The sequence below is a fragment of the Halalkalibacter sp. AB-rgal2 genome, from assembly GCF_041821005.1.
Taxonomy (GTDB): domain Bacteria; phylum Bacillota; class Bacilli; order Bacillales; family Bacillaceae_D; genus Halalkalibacter.
Window position 1 is genome coordinate 16,396 of the sequence record NZ_JBGUAV010000009.1, and the last position, 22,977, is coordinate 39,372.

Annotated in this window: 23 protein-coding genes and 1 riboswitch; of the genes, 17 read left to right on the plus strand and 6 right to left on the minus strand. The window is 38.5% G+C overall.

Annotated features, from left to right (window positions below):
• Nucleotides 1-150 precede the first annotated feature (150 nt).
• The 4 genes from deoB to ACERJO_RS09260 are packed head-to-tail and all read left to right on the plus strand — an operon-like array spanning nucleotide 151 to nucleotide 4,344.
• Nucleotides 151-1,332 (plus strand): phosphopentomutase, encoded by a 1,182-nt coding sequence (gene deoB, locus ACERJO_RS09245; protein ID WP_373647311.1) that lies wholly within the window; start codon nucleotides 151-153, stop codon nucleotides 1,330-1,332.
• A gap of 33 nt (nucleotides 1,333-1,365) precedes the next feature.
• Nucleotides 1,366-2,181 carry a purine-nucleoside phosphorylase gene (locus ACERJO_RS09250; protein WP_373647312.1) on the plus strand — a complete coding sequence of 272 codons (816 nt, stop codon included), beginning with the start codon at nucleotides 1,366-1,368 and terminating at the stop codon, nucleotides 2,179-2,181.
• Nucleotides 2,182-2,194: 13 nt separating this feature from the next.
• A complete protein-coding gene (locus ACERJO_RS09255; protein ID WP_247107444.1) occupies nucleotides 2,195-3,022 on the plus strand; it encodes a purine-nucleoside phosphorylase in 828 nt (275 codons plus the stop codon).
• A 20-nt stretch (nucleotides 3,023-3,042) separates the two neighbouring features.
• Nucleotides 3,043-4,344 (plus strand): pyrimidine-nucleoside phosphorylase, encoded by a 1,302-nt coding sequence (locus tag ACERJO_RS09260; protein ID WP_373647313.1) that lies wholly within the window; start codon nucleotides 3,043-3,045, stop codon nucleotides 4,342-4,344.
• A 188-nt stretch (nucleotides 4,345-4,532) separates the two neighbouring features.
• On the opposite strand, the gene ACERJO_RS09265 is transcribed toward ACERJO_RS09260, so the two are convergent.
• Nucleotides 4,533-5,675 carry an acyl-CoA dehydrogenase family protein gene (locus tag ACERJO_RS09265; protein WP_373647314.1) on the minus strand — a complete coding sequence of 381 codons (1,143 nt, stop codon included), beginning with the start codon at nucleotides 5,673-5,675 and terminating at the stop codon, nucleotides 4,533-4,535.
• An 86-nt stretch (nucleotides 5,676-5,761) separates the two neighbouring features.
• A complete protein-coding gene (locus ACERJO_RS09270; protein ID WP_306421258.1) occupies nucleotides 5,762-6,940 on the minus strand; it encodes an ROK family protein in 1,179 nt (392 codons plus the stop codon).
• Nucleotides 6,941-7,280: 340 nt separating this feature from the next.
• Between ACERJO_RS09270 and xylA the strand changes: the two genes are divergently transcribed.
• The 4 genes from xylA (at nucleotide 7,281) to ACERJO_RS09290 (ending at nucleotide 11,700) form a co-directional block, all read left to right on the plus strand.
• Complete coding sequence (xylA, locus tag ACERJO_RS09275; RefSeq protein ID WP_373647315.1) at nucleotides 7,281-8,594, plus strand: xylose isomerase; 1,314 nt, start codon at nucleotides 7,281-7,283, stop codon at nucleotides 8,592-8,594.
• Between the two features lie 79 nt (nucleotides 8,595-8,673).
• Nucleotides 8,674-10,173 (plus strand): xylulokinase, encoded by a 1,500-nt coding sequence (gene xylB / locus ACERJO_RS09280; RefSeq protein WP_373647316.1) that lies wholly within the window; start codon nucleotides 8,674-8,676, stop codon nucleotides 10,171-10,173.
• A 24-nt stretch (nucleotides 10,174-10,197) separates the two neighbouring features.
• On the plus strand, nucleotides 10,198-11,190 hold the full coding sequence (locus ACERJO_RS09285) for a Gfo/Idh/MocA family protein (protein WP_247107450.1): 993 nt from the start codon (nucleotides 10,198-10,200) through the stop codon (nucleotides 11,188-11,190).
• A 360-nt stretch (nucleotides 11,191-11,550) separates the two neighbouring features.
• A complete protein-coding gene (locus ACERJO_RS09290) occupies nucleotides 11,551-11,700 on the plus strand; it encodes a YycC family protein (RefSeq protein WP_247107451.1) in 150 nt (49 codons plus the stop codon).
• Nucleotides 11,701-11,733: 33 nt separating this feature from the next.
• On the opposite strand, the gene ACERJO_RS09295 is transcribed toward ACERJO_RS09290, so the two are convergent.
• Together ACERJO_RS09295 and ACERJO_RS09300 are read right to left on the minus strand one after the other, a co-directional pair.
• Nucleotides 11,734-13,296, minus strand: a complete 1,563-nt coding sequence (locus tag ACERJO_RS09295) for an MDR family MFS transporter (protein ID WP_373647317.1) — start codon at nucleotides 13,294-13,296, stop codon at nucleotides 11,734-11,736.
• A gap of 295 nt (nucleotides 13,297-13,591) precedes the next feature.
• Complete coding sequence (locus ACERJO_RS09300) at nucleotides 13,592-13,771, minus strand: H-type small acid-soluble spore protein (RefSeq protein ID WP_247106770.1); 180 nt, start codon at nucleotides 13,769-13,771, stop codon at nucleotides 13,592-13,594.
• Nucleotides 13,772-13,954: 183 nt separating this feature from the next.
• On the opposite strand from ACERJO_RS09300, the gene ACERJO_RS09305 reads away from it, so the two are divergent.
• The 5 genes from ACERJO_RS09305 to sigF all read left to right on the plus strand — a co-directional run bounded on the left by ACERJO_RS09305 (nucleotide 13,955) and on the right by sigF (nucleotide 17,218).
• A complete protein-coding gene (locus ACERJO_RS09305) occupies nucleotides 13,955-14,155 on the plus strand; it encodes an alpha/beta-type small acid-soluble spore protein (RefSeq protein WP_373647318.1) in 201 nt (66 codons plus the stop codon).
• A 195-nt stretch (nucleotides 14,156-14,350) separates the two neighbouring features.
• On the plus strand, nucleotides 14,351-15,514 hold the full coding sequence (locus tag ACERJO_RS09310) for a D-alanyl-D-alanine carboxypeptidase family protein (protein WP_247106768.1): 1,164 nt from the start codon (nucleotides 14,351-14,353) through the stop codon (nucleotides 15,512-15,514).
• Nucleotides 15,515-15,646: 132 nt separating this feature from the next.
• A complete protein-coding gene (gene spoIIAA, locus ACERJO_RS09315) occupies nucleotides 15,647-15,997 on the plus strand; it encodes an anti-sigma F factor antagonist (RefSeq protein WP_247106776.1) in 351 nt (116 codons plus the stop codon).
• The gene (gene spoIIAB, locus ACERJO_RS09320) at nucleotides 15,998-16,438 is read left to right on the plus strand and encodes an anti-sigma F factor (RefSeq protein WP_247106767.1); all 441 of its coding nucleotides are present in this window, start codon (nucleotides 15,998-16,000) and stop codon (nucleotides 16,436-16,438) included.
• Between the two features lie 12 nt (nucleotides 16,439-16,450).
• Nucleotides 16,451-17,218 carry an RNA polymerase sporulation sigma factor SigF gene (gene sigF / locus ACERJO_RS09325; protein ID WP_247106766.1) on the plus strand — a complete coding sequence of 256 codons (768 nt, stop codon included), beginning with the start codon at nucleotides 16,451-16,453 and terminating at the stop codon, nucleotides 17,216-17,218.
• 142 nt (nucleotides 17,219-17,360) lie between these two features.
• Here the strand turns inward: sigF and mtnA are convergent, their stop codons facing one another.
• Together mtnA and mtnK are read right to left on the minus strand one after the other, a co-directional pair.
• Nucleotides 17,361-18,407, minus strand: coding sequence for an S-methyl-5-thioribose-1-phosphate isomerase (gene mtnA, locus ACERJO_RS09330; protein WP_247106765.1), 1,047 nt, complete (start codon nucleotides 18,405-18,407; stop codon nucleotides 17,361-17,363).
• Nucleotides 18,404-19,615, minus strand: a complete 1,212-nt coding sequence (gene mtnK, locus ACERJO_RS09335; RefSeq protein WP_373647319.1) for an S-methyl-5-thioribose kinase — start codon at nucleotides 19,613-19,615, stop codon at nucleotides 18,404-18,406. Before mtnK ends, mtnA begins: the two co-directional genes overlap by 4 nt.
• Nucleotides 19,616-19,690: 75 nt before the next feature.
• Nucleotides 19,691-19,797: riboswitch (SAM riboswitch) on the minus strand.
• A gap of 165 nt (nucleotides 19,798-19,962) precedes the next feature.
• On the opposite strand from mtnK, the gene ACERJO_RS09340 reads away from it, so the two are divergent.
• Genes ACERJO_RS09340 through ACERJO_RS09355 form a run of 4 tightly spaced genes read left to right on the plus strand, consistent with a single transcriptional unit; the run spans nucleotide 19,963 to nucleotide 22,958 of the window.
• Nucleotides 19,963-21,150 (plus strand): 2,3-diketo-5-methylthiopentyl-1-phosphate enolase, encoded by a 1,188-nt coding sequence (locus tag ACERJO_RS09340; RefSeq protein ID WP_373647320.1) that lies wholly within the window; start codon nucleotides 19,963-19,965, stop codon nucleotides 21,148-21,150.
• A gap of 5 nt (nucleotides 21,151-21,155) precedes the next feature.
• A complete protein-coding gene (locus ACERJO_RS09345; RefSeq protein WP_247106762.1) occupies nucleotides 21,156-21,803 on the plus strand; it encodes a 2-hydroxy-3-keto-5-methylthiopentenyl-1-phosphate phosphatase in 648 nt (215 codons plus the stop codon).
• Entirely contained in the window at nucleotides 21,797-22,438 is a 642-nt protein-coding gene (locus tag ACERJO_RS09350) for a methylthioribulose 1-phosphate dehydratase (RefSeq protein WP_247106775.1), read from the plus strand. The genes ACERJO_RS09345 and ACERJO_RS09350 overlap by 7 nt, the downstream gene beginning before the upstream one ends.
• Nucleotides 22,425-22,958 carry a 1,2-dihydroxy-3-keto-5-methylthiopentene dioxygenase gene (locus tag ACERJO_RS09355; RefSeq protein ID WP_247106761.1) on the plus strand — a complete coding sequence of 178 codons (534 nt, stop codon included), beginning with the start codon at nucleotides 22,425-22,427 and terminating at the stop codon, nucleotides 22,956-22,958. Before ACERJO_RS09350 ends, ACERJO_RS09355 begins: the two co-directional genes overlap by 14 nt.
• The last annotated feature ends 19 nt before the right edge of the window (nucleotides 22,959-22,977 follow it).

Here is a 22,977-nt window from a genome sequence, read left to right on the forward strand (position 1 = left end):
GATTCGTTGTTTAGCTTAGCTCTGTACGATAAAGTTGTCAGACATCAGACAATGATGATGAATTGTCATGAAAAGTAGTGTTTGAATTGAGTTTTTAACCTGTATTAGGGTATGTTAGTAAATATAAGATTGAAGAAGGAGGAAATCTATTTGTCAAATTATACGTTTAAGCGGGTATTCTTAGTTGTATTAGATTCCGTCGGCATTGGAGAAGCTCCTGATGCTCATTTATTTGGTGATGAAGGGTCACACACGTTAGGTCACATTGCAGAAAAAATGAGTGGACTACATATGCCAAATATGGCAAAGCTTGGTTTAGCACATATTAGAGAGATACAAGGTATAAATAAAGTCGAATCACCATTGGCGCATTACGGCCTCATGAAGGAAGCATCAAGTGGTAAGGATACGATGACGGGACATTGGGAGTTAATGGGTCTTCATATTAAAGAGCCGTTTCGAGTGTTTCCTGAAGGGTTTCCTCCACAGCTTGTTGAACAATTAGAACGAGCGTGGGGACGAAAAATGATTGGAAACAAAGTTGCCTCAGGTACAGAAATTATTGCAGAATTAGGTGCAGAACATGTAAAGACGGGTAAGCTCATCGTCTATACATCTGCAGATTCTGTATTACAAGTGGCTGCACATGAAGATGTTGTTCCGATTGAAGAATTGTATGAAATTTGTAAAAAGGCACGAGCCATTACACTTGATCCGCAATATATGATTGGTCGAATTATCGCCCGCCCTTTTGTTGGGGAAAACGGCAATTGGGTACGAACACCTAATCGTCATGACTATGCGCTAAAGCCATTTGCTCGTACGGTTATGAACGAATTGGTAGATGCTGGTTTTGATTCGATTGCGATCGGGAAAATTTCTGATATTTACGATGGTGAAGGAATAACGAAGTCGGTACGGACGATATCCAATGATGATGGGATGAAAAAACTCGTTGAATCGATGAAAAATTCGTTTACTGGAATAAGCTTTGTGAACTTAGTTGATTTTGATGCGAAATATGGTCATCGCCGAGATCCGATTGGTTATGGGCAAGCATTAGAAGCGTATGATCAACAATTAGCTGAGGTGATCGAACACGTAACCGAGGATGATTTGTTAATCATTACAGCGGATCATGGTAATGATCCGACTTATCCTGGTACGGATCATACTCGTGAACTCGTGCCATTACTCGTTTACTCGAAAAGACAGAAGCGAGGTAATGATTTAGGTACACGGGAAACATTTGCAGATGTCGGTGCGACGATTGCTGACAATTTCAACATTACAATGCCGAAATACGGTATTAGCTTTTTGTCAGAACTATGAGTGATAGTAGAATAAATGCAAGGGGTGGAAAAATTGGACAAGGAAAGTATTGGACGAGCAACACAATTTTTAAAAGATCAAGTGAGAGATAGTCCTACAATTGGACTTATCTTAGGGTCAGGATTAGGAGTACTCGCAGATGAAATTGAAGAAGCGATAGATGTACCTTATCGTTCAATTCCTCACTTTCCAGTCTCGACTGTGTCTGGGCACGCAGGAAAGCTCGTATTTGGAAAGCTGCAAAATAAGTATGTCGTAGCTATGCAAGGTCGTTTTCATGTATATGAAGGATATCAAGCTCACGAAGTGACATTTCCAGTTAGAGTGATGAAGCAACTCGGTGTCAAACAGTTAATTGTGACAAATGCAGCAGGCGGAGTGAATACATCCTTTGAACCAGGACATCTAATGCTAATATCAGATCAGATTAATCAAATGAATCAAAATCCGTTAATTGGACCAAATAATGAAGATTTAGGCCCTAGATTTCCCGACATGTCAAATGCGTATTGCGACCAGTTACGTCATATTGCCCGTGAGCAAGCAAAGAAGTTAAATCTTACGTTGCAGGAAGGTGTGTATGTTGCGAATAGCGGTCCTTCTTATGAAACACCTGCGGAAGTTCGTATGATTCGAGAGCTTGGCGGTGATGCCGTTGGGATGTCCACCGTACCTGAGGTTATCGTTGCTCGTCATATTGGACTTGAAGTACTTGGTATAACGTGCATTTCGAATATGGCAGCCGGAATTCTTCCGCAGCCGTTAACACATGAAGAAGTTATTGAGACGACGGAAAAAGTGAAGGAAGATTTTTTAGCATTAGTAAAAGCAATTGTACATTCAATGTAGAGGAGATGTTGAAATGACGACATTATTAGAAGCCATTAACGAATCAACGGAATTTATTCAAGCAAAAATGAAACATACACCAAAAGTTGGGCTAATACTTGGTTCAGGATTAGGAGAGCTTGCGAATGAAGTAGAAGACGCTGTCCGCATTAATTATGAGGATATTCCTCATTTCCCTGTCTCAACAGTTGAAGGACATGCTGGACAATTAGTTATAGGTTCATTAGAGGGACAAGATGTCATCGCTATGCAAGGTCGTTTTCATTATTATGAAGGCTATACAATGCAGCAAGTGACGTTTCCAGTAAGAGTGATGAAGGCGTTAGGTGTGGAACTTTTACTTGTTACGAATGCGTGTGGTGGAATGAACAAAAGCTTTTCACCTGGGGATTTAATGGTTATAACGGATCATTTAAATATGACTGGTGACAACCCTTTAATTGGTGCTAACTTTGATGAGTTGGGTCCGCGTTTTCCAGATATGAGCCATGCTTACACACCTGAACTTATTACGTTTGTTGAAAAAACGGCTAAGTCATTAAACATTCAAATTCAAAAAGGTGTATATGCTGGCGTGACAGGTCCGACTTACATGAGTGGAGCCGAATTAATTATGCTCCGTAAGCTAGGTGGAGACGTAATCGGAATGTCCACTGTACCTGAGGTCATTGTCGCTAGGCACGCAAATATGAATGTAATCGGCATATCATGTATTACAGATATGGCGATAGGTGAAGAAATTCAAGGGATAACCCATGACGAAGTCGTTGAAGTCGCTAATAAAACGAAACCGACCTTTATTAAATTAGTTCGTGAGCTAGTAGCAAAAGTTGAGCTGTAGAGTAGAGGATGTGATCATTCATGCGCATGGTTGATATCATTGCTAAGAAGCGAGATGGAGAAGAATTAGAAAAGGCAGAAATTCGATATGTTATTAATGAATATACGAATGGTTCGATTCCTGACTATCAAATGTCTGCATTTGCAATGGCCATCTATTTTCAAGATATGACAATGAAAGAGAGAGCTGAGTTAACGTTGGCGATGGTTGAGACAGGTGATCAAGTTGATCTTTCTGAAATAGAAGGGATCAAAGTAGATAAGCATTCTACTGGTGGTGTTGGTGATAAAACAACAATCGCCTTAGCACCACTTGTCGCAGCTGTAGGAGTTCCTGTTGCTAAAATGTCTGGGCGAGGGCTTGGTCATACAGGGGGAACAATCGATAAGCTAGAATCGATTCCTCATTTCTCTGTTGAAATGAAACCATCTGAATTTATTGAATTAGTTAATCGAAATAAACTGGCAGTGGTAGGACAAACAGGCAACTTGGCTCCTGCAGATAAGAAATTATATGCACTGCGAGATGTAACAGCTTCGGTCAATTCGATACCGTTAATTGCAAGCTCTATTATGAGTAAGAAAATTGCATCAGGTGCTGATGCGATTGTGCTTGATGTGAAAACAGGTAGCGGTGCATTTATGAAGGAATATGACCAGGCTCGAGAATTAGCGGAGGCAATGGTGGAAATTGGCGAGCAACTCGGCAGGAGAACGACGGCTATTATTTCTGACATGAGTCAGCCTTTAGGGTATACAGTTGGTAATTCTTTAGAAGTCAAGGAAGCGATTGGTCTATTAAAAGGTGAAGGGCCTAACGATTTATACGAGCTATGTATGAGACTTGGAAGTCAGATGGTGTATGCAGCGAAGAAGGCTAAGTCTCTAAAGAAAGCGCGAGAGATGCTAGAAGAAGTGATTGAAAATGGGGAAGCTCTAAATGTGTTAAAAAGGTTTATTGAGTCACAAAAGGGTGACCCATCTATTGTGGATCATCCTTCAAAATTGCCTGTTGCGAATAGGCTTGTGCAAGTTGTTTCTCAATATACGGGTTATGTAAAAACAATCGATACAGAACAAATTGGGGTAGCAGCGATGCAACTAGGGGCTGGAAGAGCGACAAAAGAATCAAAAATTGATCTTGCAGTCGGAATAGAGCTACATAAGAAGCTTGGTGATCATGTTAAACAAGGTGATAATTTAGCGACGTTGCATGTCAACGACTGTTCTTTTGAACAAGTCGTACAAATCGTTGAGAATGCCTATGGTTATTCCGAGGAAAAAGTCGCTCCACCTAATCTTATTTATGATGAACTCATGTAAGTCTTTTTGTTGTTTAAATCATTGTGCGGAGCCATTGTCCTAATTGTATTCGATTTCGACTTAAGCAAAACGACATCCGCGCATAATATCCTAATTACTGAAAAAAGCCTAATGAGAAGATAGGTTCACTCATTAGGCTTTAATTATAAAGAAATGTGATAGTGGAGGTAGCTGCTAACTATTATCAATCACTCTTCATTCAGTTGAGCATGAGCAAGTAATTGTATCGTTCGATCATCCATTGGAGGATTATGAATACCTGCTCTAACATCCCGGTAGTATCGTTGTAGCTTGCTACTGTTGTATAGACTGTGAGCACCAACTACTCGCATCGCTCGATCAACAACCTTCTGAGCAGAATTGACGACATGAAATTTAGCGACTCCTAATTCTAACTGCATCGACATTCGCTCCTCATCGGTTGCATGATCCCATTTCGAAGAAACGCCATAAAGTAAGTGACGTGCTTGAATTAAATCAGCTTCATTCTCTCCAATTTTAGTTTGAACCGCTGGTATATTTTTAATCGGCCCATTTAAACTGTTTGGAGAATAGGTCTTAGCAAATTGAACAGCTTCGTATTGTGCTGCTTGCGCAATCCCCAAATAACAAGCTGGAATATGTAAGAGCCAGCCTGCAGGACTCTTTTGTCCAGGAGTAAATGTTTCAACATAATAATGGGAAGGAACCTCGACGTCCTTTAAAATAAGGTCATGACTTGCTGTTCCGCGCATACCAACTGTATCCCATGTTTCATCAATGGAAATACCTTTAAACTCTTTCTTGACGAGAAAGTTACCGACTTCACCTGTTTCGAGTGTAGCTGAAACGAGAATATAGTCTAGTGCTGGTACCATTGAGGTGAAGCTTTTTCGCCCAGAGATGAGCCAGCCATTTTCAGTTTGGACCGCTTTTGTTGTAGGTTTACCTCCTCTAGTAGGGCTACCTGTTTCTGGTTCTGTTGCAGCTGCATTTAATAGAGCACCTTTGGTAGTTATATCACTTGCCACTTCATCTAATGTTTCTTCAGGCCAATTTTTATCATGTAGTTCCGATGTAATACCAATATGCCAACCGATTGAAAGGCTAGTGGAGCCATCAGCGATGGCGAGGATCTCTTGGAGTTCTAGCCATTCAGTTAATGTCAAACCTTGTCCTCCTAATGATGTGTGTAAACTTAAAGAAGGGTAGCCAACCTCTTGTAGTTCATTTATATTTTTAAATGGAAATGTTTTTTTTTCATCATGTTCTTTCGCACGATCAGCAAATATAGCCACGATTTCTCGTAATCGTTTTTTTCGTTCTGCTTGAACTAAATGGTGTAATAACATTGTTTCAACTCCTACTGTTTCCTTTTACTTATCTTACCATAAGCTTGTAGGAATCACGAAGCAAATAGGCATATCCACTAGTCTAATTAGCTCAAAAAGCTCAGGCCTTCTTTTGGACGAATAAAGGCATCACATACAAAAGCAGCCATTCCTAGAGCAGTTGAATGTGTGGCCAATGTTGAAAAACGAATGTGAAGATTTGCCTGTTGAAATTGATAGCGATTTTGATTCGTTACTTCTTCAATTGGCTCCTGTAAAAAAGGCTCTAAACTAGCAAGACGATTTCCGATGATGATCTCATCGGGGTTGAATGTGTTCATAATCGAGTTAATGCCATAACCTAAATATAAACCTATTTCATGAATGATAGTTAGGGCTCGTTTGTCTTTTTCGTTGGCATATTTAATGAGATCTTCTAAATCTATATGACCTTGTTGATAGACTTTTTTCGCTTCTTTAAGTAATGCTCGTTCAGAAGCGTATAATTCCCAACATCCCTTGTTCCCACAAACACATTTACGACCACCAGCTTGTATAGTTGTGTGTCCCATCTCGCCAGAAAAACCATTAATCCCACGATACAACTGATTATTTAGAATGATTCCAACTCCAATACCTGTTCCTGCACTAATATAAATCACATTTTCGCTTTGTTGCGCTGCGCCAAACTTCTTTTCACCATAGGCTCCTCCGTTCGCTTCGTTATCAATGATAACAGGGATTTCATAGGTAGATTCTAATTCTTTCTTTAACTCAATACTTTTCCAGTGGAGATTTGGTGCATGAACGATCATCCCACTATTATTAACAATACCCGGGACACCTACGCCAATTCCAACAATACCATATGGACTATTAGGAGCTTTCTTCATTAATTGTTTTATGATTGAATGGAGGTTAGAAAGAACGACAGAATAATGGCTATCTGCTAGTTTAATCGTTTGTTCGACTATGATTTCACCTTGTAAATTGGTAAGCACAGCAAGAAGTCGGTTAACTTGAAGATCTATAGCAATAGCAAAGCCTGCTTTTTGATTGAAGTGTAGCATGAGCGGGCGTCTACCGCCGCTAGATTCACCTGGTCCAGATTCATATATAAGCTCTTCTTCAATTAACTCATTAACTAAAGAAGAAACCGTTCCTTTATTTAATCCCGATTTTTGAGAGATGCTTGCTCTCGACACTGGTGTTTCAGATATGATTGTTTGTAGGACAAGCGATTTATTGCTTATTTTAACTAGCTGTTGATTCATCGATTGGTTCATCATTTCATCACCTTTATGAGAGGCTGAGACAACTGTGTTTTAATATATGAGAATCAGAACCAATGTACGAGGGGGGAATAAACTACTTCTGAATGATCCTTTACTATTCGTACAATGTTTAGATTCCTAGCTAAACACATTGATTATATTCTAGCCTCTTTTTCCTTTCTTATATTTTGACATATAAGTGTACTCAGAACAATTTCTATTTCTCTAGTATAAACTTAGTTTATCCAATAGACAAACAAAGTTTTGTGTGCTATGATCAATTTATTCAAACAAGTAGCAATAGTGAAAGCGTTCGCATTGTTATTTGATCTTATTTTAGGGGGAATGGTTCATGAGTTATTTTAAAAATGTTTCAAACATTCAATTTGAAGGTGCTCAGTCTAAAAATGATTTTGCATTTAAGTATTATAATCCAAATGAAATGATCCAAGGTCAAAAAATGGAAGATTTAATGCGTTTTTCAGTTGCGTATTGGCATACGTTCACAGGTGATGGAGGCGATCCATTTGGAGCAGGTACAGCGGTTCGCCCTTGGGATCATTTAAGTGGAATGGATTTAGCAAAGGCCCGTGTAGAAGCTGCATTTGAATTCTTCGAAAAGCTAGGTGTACCGTATTTCTGTTTCCATGACTTTGATGTTGCACCAGAGGCGGATACATTAAAAGAAACGAATAAAAATCTTGATGAAATCATTGCAATGATCCAAAACTACATGAAAACAAGTAAAGTGAAACTACTTTGGAACACGGCTAATATGTTCACACATCCTCGTTATGTTGGAGGGGCTGCTACTTCAAATAATGCGGATGTCGTTGCATATGCTGCAGCAAAAGTGAAAAAAGGTTTAGAAGTTGCAAAAGAATTAGGTTCAGAAAACTATGTATTTTGGGGCGGACGTGAAGGATACGAAACATTACTTAATACAGATATGAAGCTAGAGCTTGATAATTTAGGACGCTTTTTCCATTTAGCTGTAGATTATGCAAAGGAAATTCGATTTGATGGTCAATTCTTAATCGAACCAAAACCTAAAGAGCCGACAACTCATCAATATGATTTCGATGTAGCAACAGGAATCGGTTTCTTAAAAACGTATGATCTTGATAAACACTTTAAATTTAATATTGAAGCGAATCATGCTACTCTTGCAGGACATACATTTGAGCATGAGCTACGCTTAGCTCGAGTAAATGGTCTTCTAGGATCAGTTGATGCGAACCAAGGTGATACATTATTAGGCTGGGATACAGATGAATTTCCAACAGACCTTTATTCAACAACACTTGCTATGTATGAGATTTTGAAAAATGATGGATTAGGTTCTGGTGGGTTGAACTTTGATGCGAAGGTTAGACGTGGATCGATTGATACTGATGATTTATTCCACTCTCACATTGCCGGAATGGATGCCTTTGCGATTGGTGCGAAAGTAGCTAATCAGTTAATTGAAGACCAAGTATTTGAAACGATTCTTGCAGATCGATACGAGTCTTTCAATGATGGAATTGGCCGAGATTTCGTTGAAGGAAAAGCAGATTTCCATAAGCTTGAAGAATATGCGTTAGGATTAGATCCAATTCAAAATAAATCAGGTCGTCAAGAAAAGATTAAGGCTGTTTTAAATCAATATATCTTGAACGTTTAGTAATGAAGAAAGGGGCTGTCCAATGGGAACCGTATACCAAATGGACAGCCTTTTCAAGCATAAAAAGGAGGAAGAATAAATGAGTTATGTAGTAGGAGTAGATTTAGGAACAAGTGCTGTTAAAGTATTATTAATGAATAGAAAAGGCAATGTAGTAGCTGAATATTCCGAATCGTACCCATTGATTCAAGAAAAGTCAGGCTATAGTGAACAGGACCCAGAGCAGTGGGTAGAGAAAACAGCGAATGTTTTGTCTCAACTAGTGAAGGAAAATCCAAAAGAAGCGGCGAAGATAGAAGGGGTTAGTTTCTCAGGACAAATGCACGGACTTGTCTTACTAAATGAAAATCATGAAGTCATTCGTCCAGCTATCTTATGGAATGACACTCGTACAACAAAGCAATGTCAGGATATTTATAACATTGTCGGAAGGGAACAAATTCTTTCATTAACGAAAAATCCAGCATTAGAAGGATTCACATTACCGAAGATATTATGGGTAAAAGAGAATGAGCCTGAGAATTTGGCAGAAACAGCTGTTTTTCTACTTCCAAAAGACTATTTACGTTTTAGACTAACAGGTCAGTTACACAGTGAATACTCTGATGCTGCTGGTACATTGCTTTTAGATATTCAAAAGAAAGAATGGAGTTCTGAAATTGCCGATAAGCTTGATATTGATTTATCCATTTGTCCACCATTAGTTGAATCACATGAATGTGTGGGGACGATTACCGCAGATTTTGCTTTTGATAGTGGTTTACCACAATCGACTAAGGTATTCGCAGGTGGTGCTGATAATGCGTGTGGAGCAATTGGTTCTGGTATACTGTCAGAAGGAAAAACGATGTGTAGCATCGGTACGTCCGGAGTTGTTCTTTCGTATGAGGAGAACGGTGAGAAGGAATTTGGTGGAAAAGTCCATTACTTTAACCATGGTCAAGAAAATGCTTTTTACACGATGGGCGTCACTTTAACTGCGGGTCATAGTTTAAGCTGGTTTAAGGATGTGTTTGCTAAAGACGAACCATTTGAGCAATTAACAGCAAACATTGATCATGTTCCACCAGGGGCTAATGGGCTGTTGTTTACACCATATTTAGGTGGTGAACGTACACCACATGCAGATTCGAGTATTCGAGCTAGCTTCATTGGAATGGATGCCTCTCATAAACGAGTGGACTTCGTTCGGGCTGTTTTGGAAGGAATTACGTTTTCGCTTAATGAATCGATCGAATTATTTCGTGATGCAGGTAAGCCAATTGATAAGGTGTTATCAATTGGCGGTGGTGCGAAAAATGAAACTTGGTTACAAATGCAAGCGGATATTTTTAATACGAAGGTGGAGCGACTAGAAACTGAGCAAGGTCCTGGTGTTGGTGCAGCTATGCTTGCGGCATATGGTTGTGGTTGGTATGATAAACTTGCCGACTGTGCGGATGAATGGCTGGAAGTGAAAAAAACGTATGAACCAAATCAAGAACATGTGGAAGCATATAAGCAATTGTTTGCATTATATCAAAGTGTTTATACACAGACTAAAACATTAAATGAACAATTAGTGAGCTTCCGCAAATAAGAAGATTAATTGGGGGGGACTTTCATGAAAGCGTTACGATGGGGAGTTTTAAGTACAGCTAAAATCGGTCAAACACAGGTGATACCTGCAATTCAGCGCTCGCGAAATGGCGAAGTAGCTGCAATTGCAAGTTCAAGTGGAAGGGCATCCGAAGTAGCTGAATCGTTATCTATATCAAACATATACGATAGCTATGAAGATCTGTTAGCAGATCCTGATATTGATGCGGTTTACGTCCCATTACCAAATCATTTACACAAAAAGTGGGTGATTGAAGCAGCAAAACAAGGAAAGCACATATTATGTGAAAAACCTGCTGCGCTTACGGCTGATGATACTGAGGAAATGGTAAATGTTTGTCATAATCAAGGTGTTACATTTATGGAAGCATTCATGTATCAGTTTCATAGTCAACATGAACGAGTTCGTAAAATTATTGCTTCAGGAGAAATTGGTGAAGTGAAACTCATTAAAGGGAGTTTTTCTTTCTTACTAGAAGACCGCACTGGCAATATAAGAGCAGATGCTAAAAAAGGTGGAGGTAGTTTATTTGATGTAGGTTGCTATCCTGTACATTCAATACGCCATATATTAGGAACTGAACCATTAAGTATCCAAGCACATGGCGAAGTGGAGCCCGAACGTGGAATCGATTTATCTGTTTTTGCTCATATGAAAATGGCCAATGGTGTGAATGCGATGTTTGATTGTAGCTTTGATATGACAAATCGTAATGAGTATGAAGTGATAGGCTCTAAAGGTGTTATCCGTGTTCCGAGAGCGTATCGACCAGATGTTGTTAACGAAGGTGAGGGTCTTATCATCGTTGAAGCAGGTGGAGATGTACGGACGGAAACGATACTAGACGATCAATACAAAAACCAGGTAGAACACTTTGCTAAAGCAGTATTAGAAGGTCAGGAGCCTTTTTATCCTGGTGAGCAGTCTATCCGTAATATGAAAGTCATTGATGCTTGTTATGAATCATTAAGGTCAGGCCATCGGATAATGATTTAGTACACTCATGAAAAGACTACTGAATATATTCGTCATTCAGTAGTCTTGTTTTGCTATTTCTAATATAAGTGGGTTCGAAAGCAGGAGCAGTCTTCGTGAAATGTTGTAATGGCAATATAAAAAAGTTATAGCTTGTTATCTTAATGTGAACACGAGAAATATGATAAAATAAAAGGAATAAAGAGGACACTGAAAAAGTACAAAACGACCTTTTCAGTACTTTTAATTAGCAATGGCTGCACTCGTCGTTTGATTGATATGAAAAGCCCATTCGGATTAATTCTTTTCAAAACAGGTAACGGTTTCGCTCATTGCTTAAAGGGCACAGTGCCCTTGGAACAAGTGGAAGGAGGCCCATTCATGAGACCACATCAAATCTCGGCAGAAACAGCGCAAAAATTGGCAGAAAAGCTAAAGCTCCCACTAGAGCAAATTATGCATATGCCTCAGCATATTTTAATAGCTAAATTGGCTGAATTGGAAAAGTCTGAACATGATCGAGACGATTAGAAAAGTCGATGTGAGTAGCTAGTGTAGCTATCCTCACATCGACTTTTCTTCATTGGATTCTCGAAGTGGGATTTCTTTTAAGAAGCATGTCACGATTAAGGCCAAGCCTATTATAATGGAAGCTGTAAGAAATACAGATGATAAGGAAGCACTCAACATTTCTTGTAAGGAAGAAAGAAGTTCATCAAAGATGGTGATGGACTCTTCCGGTACATGACTTCGGATTAAATCAATTTCCCCTGGCTCCATTAATAAGCTAGGATTCATTAGCTGAGAGGTATCACTAGATATTCCCTCTAATGAAGTTGGGATACTCATTTCACTTAACTGTTTCCCCATACGTGCATTTAAAATCGTACCAAGTAAAGCGACGCCAATCGTTCCTCCCATTTGTCTTGAAAGTTGAGAAGTTGCCGTTACGACACCTAAATATCGATGTTCGACTGCGTTTTGCACGGTTAAAGTGAAAATCGGCATTGTTAAGCCAAGACCTATACCACAAATCATTAAGTAAAAAATGAGTGTTACGAGTGAGCTTTCAGTTGATAAAGTAGAATTAAGGAAGAGGCCAATAGAAAATAGCAGAAAACCAATTAAAGCAAAGTGTTTATATTTCCCGGTTTTCGTAATGAGCTGCCCGGCAATAGTACTGAAGACGACCATCGACAGGGTCATAGCTATTTCTGTCAAACCAGAAACCGTAGCCGAACGACCTAACACACCTTGAACGAAAAAAGGAACGTACATAATGACTCCAAACATGCCAACTCCCGATAAAAAAGAAACTAAATTTGAAACAGAAACGATACGGTTCTTAAATAAGGTGAGAGGAACAACAGGACTTGGTACATGCTGCTCTATCCAAAGAAAAAGCGAGAATGATACGATAAATAATAGGAACATACTTATGACTTGAATGGAAGTCCATCCGTAATCGTTCCCACCCCAGCTGACTGCTAATAATAATGAAAGGATAGCAACAGCTAATGTCATTGATCCGAAATAATCAATTTTTTCGCCTGCTTTTTTCTCAACTTGAGGATACAGTCTGAGAATCATCATGAATGCCAAAACACCAACAGGTAGAAAAATCCAAAATACCCAAGACCAATTAAGATTATCGACAATGACACCACCTAATGTTGGACCAATTAAACTAGAGACCCCAAATACACCACCCATTAATCCTTGCCAGCGCCCTCGTTCACGAGGTGAAAATAAGTCTCCAATTGTTGTGAAAGCAGATGACATAATCATGCCGCCTCCAAAACCTTGAATGCCTCTGAAGATAATGAGTTGAATAATCGTACTTGAAAAGCCACTTAATAAGCCACCAATTGTAAAGATGGCAATTCCAGTTAAAATAAATGGCTTGCGGCCATAAATATCAGATAATTTGCCAACTAGTATAGCGGTTGTACTAGCTGTTAGCATATAAATCGTGAACACCCAACTATAAAAATCCATTCCACCAATATCAGCAACGATTTTAGGTAATGAAGTCCCAACAATTGTCATGTTTAAAGCAGCAAAAAGAAGTGCAGACATGACAGCAACCATAATCGTCAACTTTTTTTTGAAATCCAAATTTTCCATTATTACATCCTCCAGTATGAAAAACAGACGTGATTAGCTTGTGAGTGACTATTTAATTATTGTACCTTATTTATTTTAACATGAAACAAATGAGATCAACGGATAGTCTGATCATTTCAATGGAGTATGTATGGTTCATTCTAAAAAAGCAAACAAAAAAAGAAAAACCCAAAAAAATATTCTTACTTGAGAATATTAATGATCATTGGATTTTTCTTTGATCAATCTACTTCTTGTTCCTGAATCAATATTAATTTGTGATCTATGATGGAATTTAGCTTGAATGTCAACTTTTTTATTCTTCGCTTAATTCATTTATTGGTACAATCGTACGTTCTTCAAGGGGGCCGCGTAAATGAACAACTGCTGTATGATCGGATTCATTGAAATCATCAATCCAAACGGAAGTTCCATTATAAGTGACGTCTACATCAGCAGTTGATGAAAGAATTTGTTTGATTCGTTTCATTTCCATAATTATACTTATCCTTTCTTTATGAAATAGGTTTTCAACGATAGTTTACGTACTTCGAAGAGATTTATGTAGCAAAGTGAAGTTTGAACTTCAATAAAAATGATTTTGGCAAATTTCACTAAGTATAGATTGAAGGAGTGGAAGCAAGCTATTGATGAACACAACAAAGTGAGGTGAGATAATATGGCTAACAACAACAGTAACCAATTAGTAGTACCTGGTGTTCAACAGGCATTGGATCAAATGAAGTATGAAATCGCTTCAGAATTTGGTGTGCAACTTGGACCTGACGCAACTTCTCGCGCAAATGGTTCAGTTGGTGGAGAAATTACTAAGCGCTTGGTACAACAAGCTGAGTCACAAATGGGTGGCTTTTCAAAATAATTTAGTTACTTTTATATTGATGGCGTAGCTCGGGAGGCATAATCCTTCCGAGCTGTTTTGCTCTTTCAAGTGAAGAGTAAAAAATGAAAGGTATAAAGATTGAAAAAATGGTAAAGATGGAAAGAGCAAACTTAGGTGAAGTGTCACAAAGGTTGTGAGTACGACAATGAAAATAAAATTGGAGGTCGGATGGAGATGAGGAAAGTTCTATCCAGTATTGTATGTGTCAGTATCATCATCGGTTTATGGGCACCGACAGTTATTGCAGCCGAGAAACAAGTGAAATTAGCAGAAAATGCAACCTCAGCAATTGTTATTGAAAGAGATACAGGTGAAATTATATTTGAGAAAAATAAAGACGAGAAATTACCACCTGCTAGTATGACTAAAATCATGACGATGCTATTAATTATGGAGGCACTTGAACGTGAAGCGATTACATATGATGACATGGTCCGTACAAGTGAATATGCCGCCTCTATGGGTGGATCACAAATCTTTTTAGAACCGGGTGAAGAAATGACTGTTCGTGATATGCTGAAAGCGATCGCAGTTGCTTCAGGTAATGACGCATCTGTTGCAATGGCTGAGCATATTGCTGGGACAGAAGAAGAATTTGTTGAAATGATGAATAACAAAGCGAAGAATTTAGGATTAGAGCATACTCGATTTGTAAATGTCAATGGTCTTCCAGCCGATGAACATTATTCATCAGCTCATGACTTGGCGATCATGTCAAAAGAATTATTAAAATATGAAGACATCACAAATTTTACAGGGATTTACGAAGATTATTTGCGTCAAGATAGTGAAGACCCTTTTTGGCTTGTAAATACAAATAAGCTAGTGAAATTCTATCCAGGAGTAGATGGGTTGAAAACGGGCTTTACTCAAGAGGCGAAATATTGCTTAGCAGCTACAGCGGAGAAAAAGGGAATGAGAATTATTACGGTTGTAATGGGTGCCCCTTCTCCAAAGGAACGAAACGCTCAAATTACGTCGATGCTAGATTATGCGTTTAGTCAATATGAAACACATCAATTATATGACCGTGGTTATGTGATGGCTGATGTGAACGTTAGCAAAGGGGATAAGAAGCAGGTTGCAGCAATGACTGCTGAATCGGTATCACTTTTAACGAAAAAAGGAATAAAAATAGATGATGTTGTTGAACGCATACAGTTGAATGACGATTTACGTGCTCCGATTGAGAAAGGTGCTGTTATTGGAACTCTTTACATTGAAAAAGAAGGACAACTGTTAAACGAAACGAAATTATTAGCAGAGAGCGATGTACAGGAGGCCTCGTGGTGGACGATCTTTAAACGAACGATTGGGAAATTTGCTGTATCTTCTTAAGGAGATTGACTTCTTTGTTCGAAAAAGCACTAGTTTTGTCATGGAACAGGAATTAACAGAGTATAAGGAGAATTTCTCTAGCAAAGGAGCACATCTTTTGTGCAAATTGAACCTAGAGGGAGAGTGATCATGTTGAGTTTGCAAATTGGTGTAGAGGAAAGAGGAGCTGTATTACTTGTTCGCCTCATTGGAGAGCTTGATCATCATACGGCAGAGGAGTTGCGAACGCAAGTAGAGAATAAGCTAGTACAACATGAAGTGAGGCATATCGTTTTAAATTTAGAGCAACTTTCATTTATGGATAGCTCAGGTCTTGGCGTCATATTAGGCAGGTATAAACAAGTAAAAGCAGTGGGTGGTGAAATGGTTGTTTGTGCCATTTCACCAGCTGTTAAACGCTTGTTTGAACTTTCAGGCTTATTTAAAATTATTCGATTAGAAGAGAGCGAGCAGTATGCGTTACAGACTTTGGGGGTGGCATAAATGAAAAATCATATGGACTTACAATTTTCGGCTGTTAGTCAAAATGAATCATTTGCTAGAATAACGGTTGCTGCTTTCATTGCTCAGCTTGATCCGACGATGGATGAATTAACGGAAATTAAAACGGTTGTATCTGAAGCTGTTACGAATGCGATTATTCATGGATATCATAACGATCCAAATGGTCTCGTATATATTCATGTTAAATTAGTCGAGAATGCCATTGAACTCATTATTCGTGATGAAGGATTAGGAATACAAGACATTGAAGAAGCGAGAATGCCATTATATACGTCAAAGCCAGAGCTTGAACGATCAGGAATGGGCTTTACGATTATGGAAAACTTTATGGATCATGTTGATGTTGTTTCAGAACCGATGATTGGAACAACCGTATATTTGAAGAAAACTCTTACAAATAGCAAAGCTATGTGTAATTAAGGGGTTTTGACTATGGATGTGGAGGTTAAACAGCAAAAAAAGCAGCAAAGATCTCATTTTACAGATGAGGAAGTAAAGGAATTAATAGCGAAAAGTCAAGCTGGGGATCAAGAGGCAAGGGATATGATTGTTAATCGTAATACGCGCCTCGTATGGTCTGTTGTTCAGCGCTTTATGAATCGAGGGTATGAGGCTGACGACTTGTTCCAGATTGGGTGTATTGGATTAATTAAATCGGTAGATAAATTTGATCTTTCCTATGATGTGAAATTTTCAACCTATGCTGTACCGATGATTATAGGGGAAATTCAACGCTTTTTACGAGATGATGGTACGGTAAAGGTAAGTCGTTCGATTAAGGAATTAAGTAACAAAATTCGCAAAGTAAAAGATGACATGACAAAGACACTAGGACGAACGCCAACGGTTAATGAAATTGCTAAGTATTTAGATATTTCACCGGAAGAAGTTGTTTTTGCTGGAGAAGCGAGCAAATCCTTATCATCAATCCATGAAACTGTCTATGAAAATGATGGCGATCCGATTACACTTCTTGATCAAATAGCTGATCAAACAGAAACGAAATGGTTTGATAAAATCGCTTTAAAGGAAGCGATACGAGATTTGGACGAACGTGAACGATTAATTGTTTATTTGCGGTATTATAAAGATCAGACTCAGTCTGAGGTTGCAAACCGTTTAGGTATTTCACAAGTACAAGTTTCAAGGTTAGAAAAGAAAATATTGGAACAAATGAAAAACGAAATGAGTGAACCATAATAATAAGGCTTGTCGCAAAAAATGACTTGATACTTTTGTGACAAGCCTTAATTTTCTAATCAAATGGGGAAAAACATAGAGGGTGTTGGGAAACTCACACGCCGCTTTAAAGAAAAGACACTGTCGCGTTTTTCTTATCTATTTAAAACAGTTTAGCTAACCCGTCGATATAATTTCCACCACTAATAACTCCTTTTTCTGTTATGATACCTGTAATATACTCAGATGGAGTTACATCAAAAGCAGGATTATATACTTGTATATCAGTAGGGGAGATTTGCTGACCATTAATCGTTCTAATTTCATCAGCATGTCGCTCTTCAATTTCAATTTCATCGCCAGAAGCTGTATCGAGATCAATTGTTGAAAGTGGGGCAGCGACATAGAATGGAATATTTAAGGCTTTAGCGATTAAAGCAATACCGAATGTTCCAATCTTATTAGCTGTATCTCCATTAGCTGCAATTCGATCTGCTCCGACAATGACGGCGTTAATCCCTTTTGATTTCATTGTATGTGCTGCCATATTGTCTGTAATTAGAGTGACGTTTACACCAAGGTTTTGTAATTCCCATGCCGTTAGTCGTGCTCCTTGTAAGACAGGTCTAGTCTCACAAGCAAAAGCATTTAATGTGATTCCTTGCTCCTTTGCAAGGTAAAATGGAGCAAGAGCTGTACCATATCGAGCTGTTGCAATACCACCTGCGTTACAATGTGTAAGAAGGGTATCTCCATCTTCAAATAAAGCTAAGCCATGTTCGCCAATCGCTCTACATACAGCTTCATCTTCTTCCTGTATAAGCTTTGCTTCATTTAATAGTAGTTGCTTTGCCTCTGATACAGTGCTGGCTGATTTAGTTACCTTAACAACCCGTCTAATAGCCCAAAATAAATTGACAGCAGTTGGTCTTGCTGATTCTAAGTAGGTGGCCTGTTCTTGGAGTGAAGCTAAATAGGTCTGGAAGTCATCTCCTTCAAATGCTTGAGACCATAAACATAACCCATAGGCAGCAGAAATACCAATGGCTGGAGCACCTCTTACTTTTAATTCAAAGATAGCATCCCAAATATCTTGTATCGCTGTTAACGTTAAAAATACGGTTTGCTGTGGTAATAGTCGTTGGTCTAGCAGTTTAACATGATTGTTATTCCATTCAACCGAACGAATCGGTTCTACTGCTTTTGTCATTGTGTCACAACCTTCTTTAGTTCATTAATGGATGTTATTTGTGATCGGTTCATAATAAGTGTTTTCCCTAATGTAATAGCAGAGCGTTTAACGTTCAAGCGTAATTCCTCATTTTCAATAGCTTCAACGTCTTCAACACCAGCTAATCCAATCATTCGACGAATCATTTTACAACCAGCAAAGCCAAGAGTATCTTGAAAAATTTGTTTAAGTACATCATCTAAGTAACCATCTACTTTCATAAATGAATCTTGACTATTGTCCTGCCATAATGCACCGAATTCTACATCAAATATGTTCCATGTTTCTATTAATACACTTAGTAAATAGTCTTGATACTCATTTCTTGTCTGATCATTTTCAATATGACCTTCTTGAGATAGATAGCTTAGTAGAATATTGGCAATAAAGGCGCCGATATCAAAACCCATTGGGCCGAAGTAAGCAAACTCAGGATCAATGACAACTGTTTCCTCAGTTGAAGCAAATATACTACCAGTATGAAGGTCTCCGTGAATGAGCGCTTCTCCTTTTGTTAAGAAAAGGTGTTTCAAAGAAGCAACTTCTCTTTTTAATGTCTTATCTGACCAAAGCGTTGTTTCGACAAACTCTCTTAATTTGCTCGGAATATTATTTGTGTCATGGTCAAAGAATGGGTCTGTAAAGACAAGATCTTCTGTAATTTTACAAAGCTCAGGGTTGTTGAAATGTAACGTTAATTTCTTCTTCTCTTGTTGATTCATCCCAAAATCAGAATGATAAAATAAAGTATGCGCTAAAAAAGTCCCGATATCCCGTGCAAGACGAGGATAAACTTTTCCTTCAATTAATCCTTTTCGTACTATTTGTAGATGAGATAAGTCATCCATGACAGTGACAGCCAATGTATGATCAGAATGATAAACGCGAGGCGTAAACTCTGGTACAACTTCATAGGCGTGTTTTAATGCTTCGCTTTCGATACGCGCACGATCAAGTGTTAATGGCCAACTAGAACCGACCACCTTTGCGTATGGTAAGGCTTGCTTCAATATAATTGATTTATTCGCTTCTTTATTTTGGATGCGAAAAACAAGATTGAGATTACCATCCCCAATTTCCTCAGCTTCTAAAACATCATTTTGTGTAAATAGACCGATTTGTTTACTATAGGCTATTGCCGTTTCAATTGTAAAAGGTTCATATCTAACAGTATCTATAGTCATCATCTTTCCTCCCTTTCGCTCATTCAAATGAAAAATCCTCTTGATTTATCAAGAGGATTGAAACAGAACTGTTCGTTCCTCTCATCTTTCAGAATGGATTTCATTCTGTTGGAAGTAGCACCTTCGCGTAATGCAGGTTGCCGGGCGTCATCGGTCCAAATCCCTCAGCCTTCTCATGATAAGAGTGTTATTCATAGTCATTTAATATACGGTCATGTTACACTTTTTCAATATAGTTTGTCAATTCAGATTGTTTGAAAAGTAAAAAGATTGACGAAAAAATAGAATACTGTCATAATTTTTAATTAATGAACGAATACATATCTGTTGATATATAGGTGGTGGCAAATATGGGTGAGGTACTAGCAACCTACCTAATAGATGGAACAACGAATATTGAAAAAAAAGCCGATTCGATTGCGGTTGGATTAACGGTTGGATCATGGACAAACCTTCCTTCAGTCGAACAAGAACAATTAAAAAAGCATAAAGGGCGAGTTGTTAAAACAGAAATCTTAGATGAAAAATCAGTCATAACGATTGGGTACCCAAGTTTGAATTTCACGAATGATATTCCGGCTATTTTGACAACGGTATTTGGAAAGCTCTCTTTGGATGGTAAAGTGAAATTAGTGGATCTTTCCTTTGGTGAAAATTTAAAGAAAGAATATCCTGGACCAAAAGTAGGGCTAGAAGGGATTCGTAAGCTTTCTGGAGCTTATGATCGTCCATTGTTGATGAGCATTTTCAAAGGGGTAATCGGCCGAGATTTATCTTCTTTGAAGGAACAGATGAAAGGTCAAGCACTTGGTGGTGTTGATATCGTCAAAGACGATGAAATACTGTTTGAAAATGAACGGACACCTTTAACTGAGCGAATTAGAGTCTGCAAAGAAGCACTCACGGAAAGTGAAGTGGAAACAGGAAAAAGAACACTATATGCAGCAAATATTACAGGCCGTACGTTTCAGTTGAAGGAGCAAGCAAAACGGGCTGTAGATGCAGGCGCAGATTTACTTCTATTCAACGTCTTTTCATATGGGTTAGACGTGCTACAAGAATTAACAGAGGACCCGGACATTCCACTGCCTATAATGGCACATCCTGCATTTTCAGGTGCGATGATTTCATCAACGGATTACGGTTTATCACCTTCTCTTCTTCTTGGAAAACTTTCGCGTATGGCTGGTGCGGATCTTGTCTTATTCCCATCTCCTTATGGATCTGTCGCGATGGCCAAGGAAGAAACGATTAAAATTGCTCGTGAATTGACCGATAAAGATCTGTTTCATCGGGCCTTTCCCGTGCCATCTGCTGGTATTCATCCTGGTCTAACACCGAAGTTATACGAAGACTTTGGGATCGATAGTGTGATTAATGCTGGCGGAGGAATTCATGGTCACCCTGGAGGGGCACCTGCTGGTGGAAAAGCATTTCGACAAGCAATTAATGCGGTTATGCAAGGTCAATCATTAAAGGATGCAGCCTTACATTCAGCGGAACTCCGTCAAGCAATTGAGCTTTGGGGAGGAGCGTAAAAAGAATGAAGCCTGTTATTTTTTGTGACTTTGATGGGACGATTACAACGAACGATAATATTATTGCAATTATGAAGGAATTTGCTCCTCCTGAGTGGAATGAAATCAAGGATCAAATTTTAGAAGAGACAATCTCGATCCAGCAAGGTGTCGGGCAGCTCTTCCGCTTACTACCATCTTCTTCGAAGCAACAGCTGATCGATTTTATTTTAGCTGATGCAAAGATTCGCGAAGGCTTTGACGATTTTGTCGCTTATACAAAGGAGCAAGGAATAGAATTGATCATTGTAAGTGGTGGCATTGATTTCTTTGTTTATCCTTTATTAAAGGCATATGAATTACCGGTTTATTGTAATTCGGCAAGCTTTGATGAGGAGACAATCAAAATTGAATGGCCTCATGAATGTGACGCTTTTTGTGAGAATGATTGCGGTTGCTGCAAGCCTTCTATTATTCGTAAGGAAGCAAAAGGTAGAGATATTATTGTCATTGGCGATTCGATAACCGATTTACAAGCGGCAAAACAAGCTGATTTCGTTTTAGCACGAGATTTATTATTAGAAAAATGTCAACAATTGAATCTGAAACATGCACCATTTGTTACGTTTCATGATTGTATAGAAATGTTGAACGAAAGGGGGCTCGAATCTTGATTTTGCATTGGAATGAACTTGCAAGTATTAAAAGAGAACTAGCAGTAAGAGATTGGTTTCCAGGAACGAGTGGAAATTTATCAATTAAAGTACAGGATGAGCCACTTCAATGTTTAGTAACGGTAAGTGGCAAGGATAAGTACAAAGAAACAAATGAGGATTTTGTTCTAGTTAATGAAGATGCGGAGCCTTTAACCGATGAAGGTAAGCCATCGGCTGAAACCGTCATACATTTAGAAGTGTATAAAAAGACAGATGCTGGTTGCAGCCTGCACGTACATACGCTAGATAATAACTTAATATCTGAGCTCTATTTTGAACAAGGATTTATTACATTCAAAGGAGTCGAGCTTATTAAAGCATTTGGAATTTGGGCGGAAGATGGTCAATTAACGATCCCTATCGTTGAAAATTATAGTGACCTTCCTACGCTGGGTAAGGCTATTAGTCACGTGATTGAACCCGACACAAAGGCCGTCCTGATTCGTAATCATGGTATTACTGTGTGGGGACGTAATGCGTTTGAGGCCAAGCGTCATCTAGAGGCTTGTGAATTTTTATTTTCATATCAAATGAAGCTGCTTCATGCAAAAGCAGCAAATTTAAAGGAGGTTATTAAAAATGGCAGTTATTAAAATTCGTAACACGAATGAAGTGATTCAAGGAACAGAAGAGGTGAAAGCATTTCTCGAAAGTCAAGAAGTATTGTATGAAAAATGGGATATGTCTAAGCTACCAGATCATTTAAAGGAACGCTTTGATTTATCAGATGAAGATAAGCAGGAAATTTTAAATAACTTTGATGACGATATTCGCTCATTAGGTGAACGTAGAGGCTATGTGAACTGGGATGTCATTTCGTTATCTGAAAGTACTCCTAATTTAGAGGAACTTTTGAAAAAGTTTGAGAACGTTCATACTCATACTGATGATGAAGTTCGTGCTATTACAGCAGGTCATGGTATTTTCATTGTAAAAGGTGAAAATGGTTATTTTGACATTGAACTAGAAGCTGGTGATGTGATTTCTGTTCCAGAGTACACACCTCACTTTTTCACGTTAATGGATGATCGTCAAGTTGTTGCTGTTCGTCTATTTATTGATACTGAAGGTTGGGTTGCTCATCCTTATGAGGAAAAAGAATATAAGCTTTAATCAGACCGTAGAATAAAAC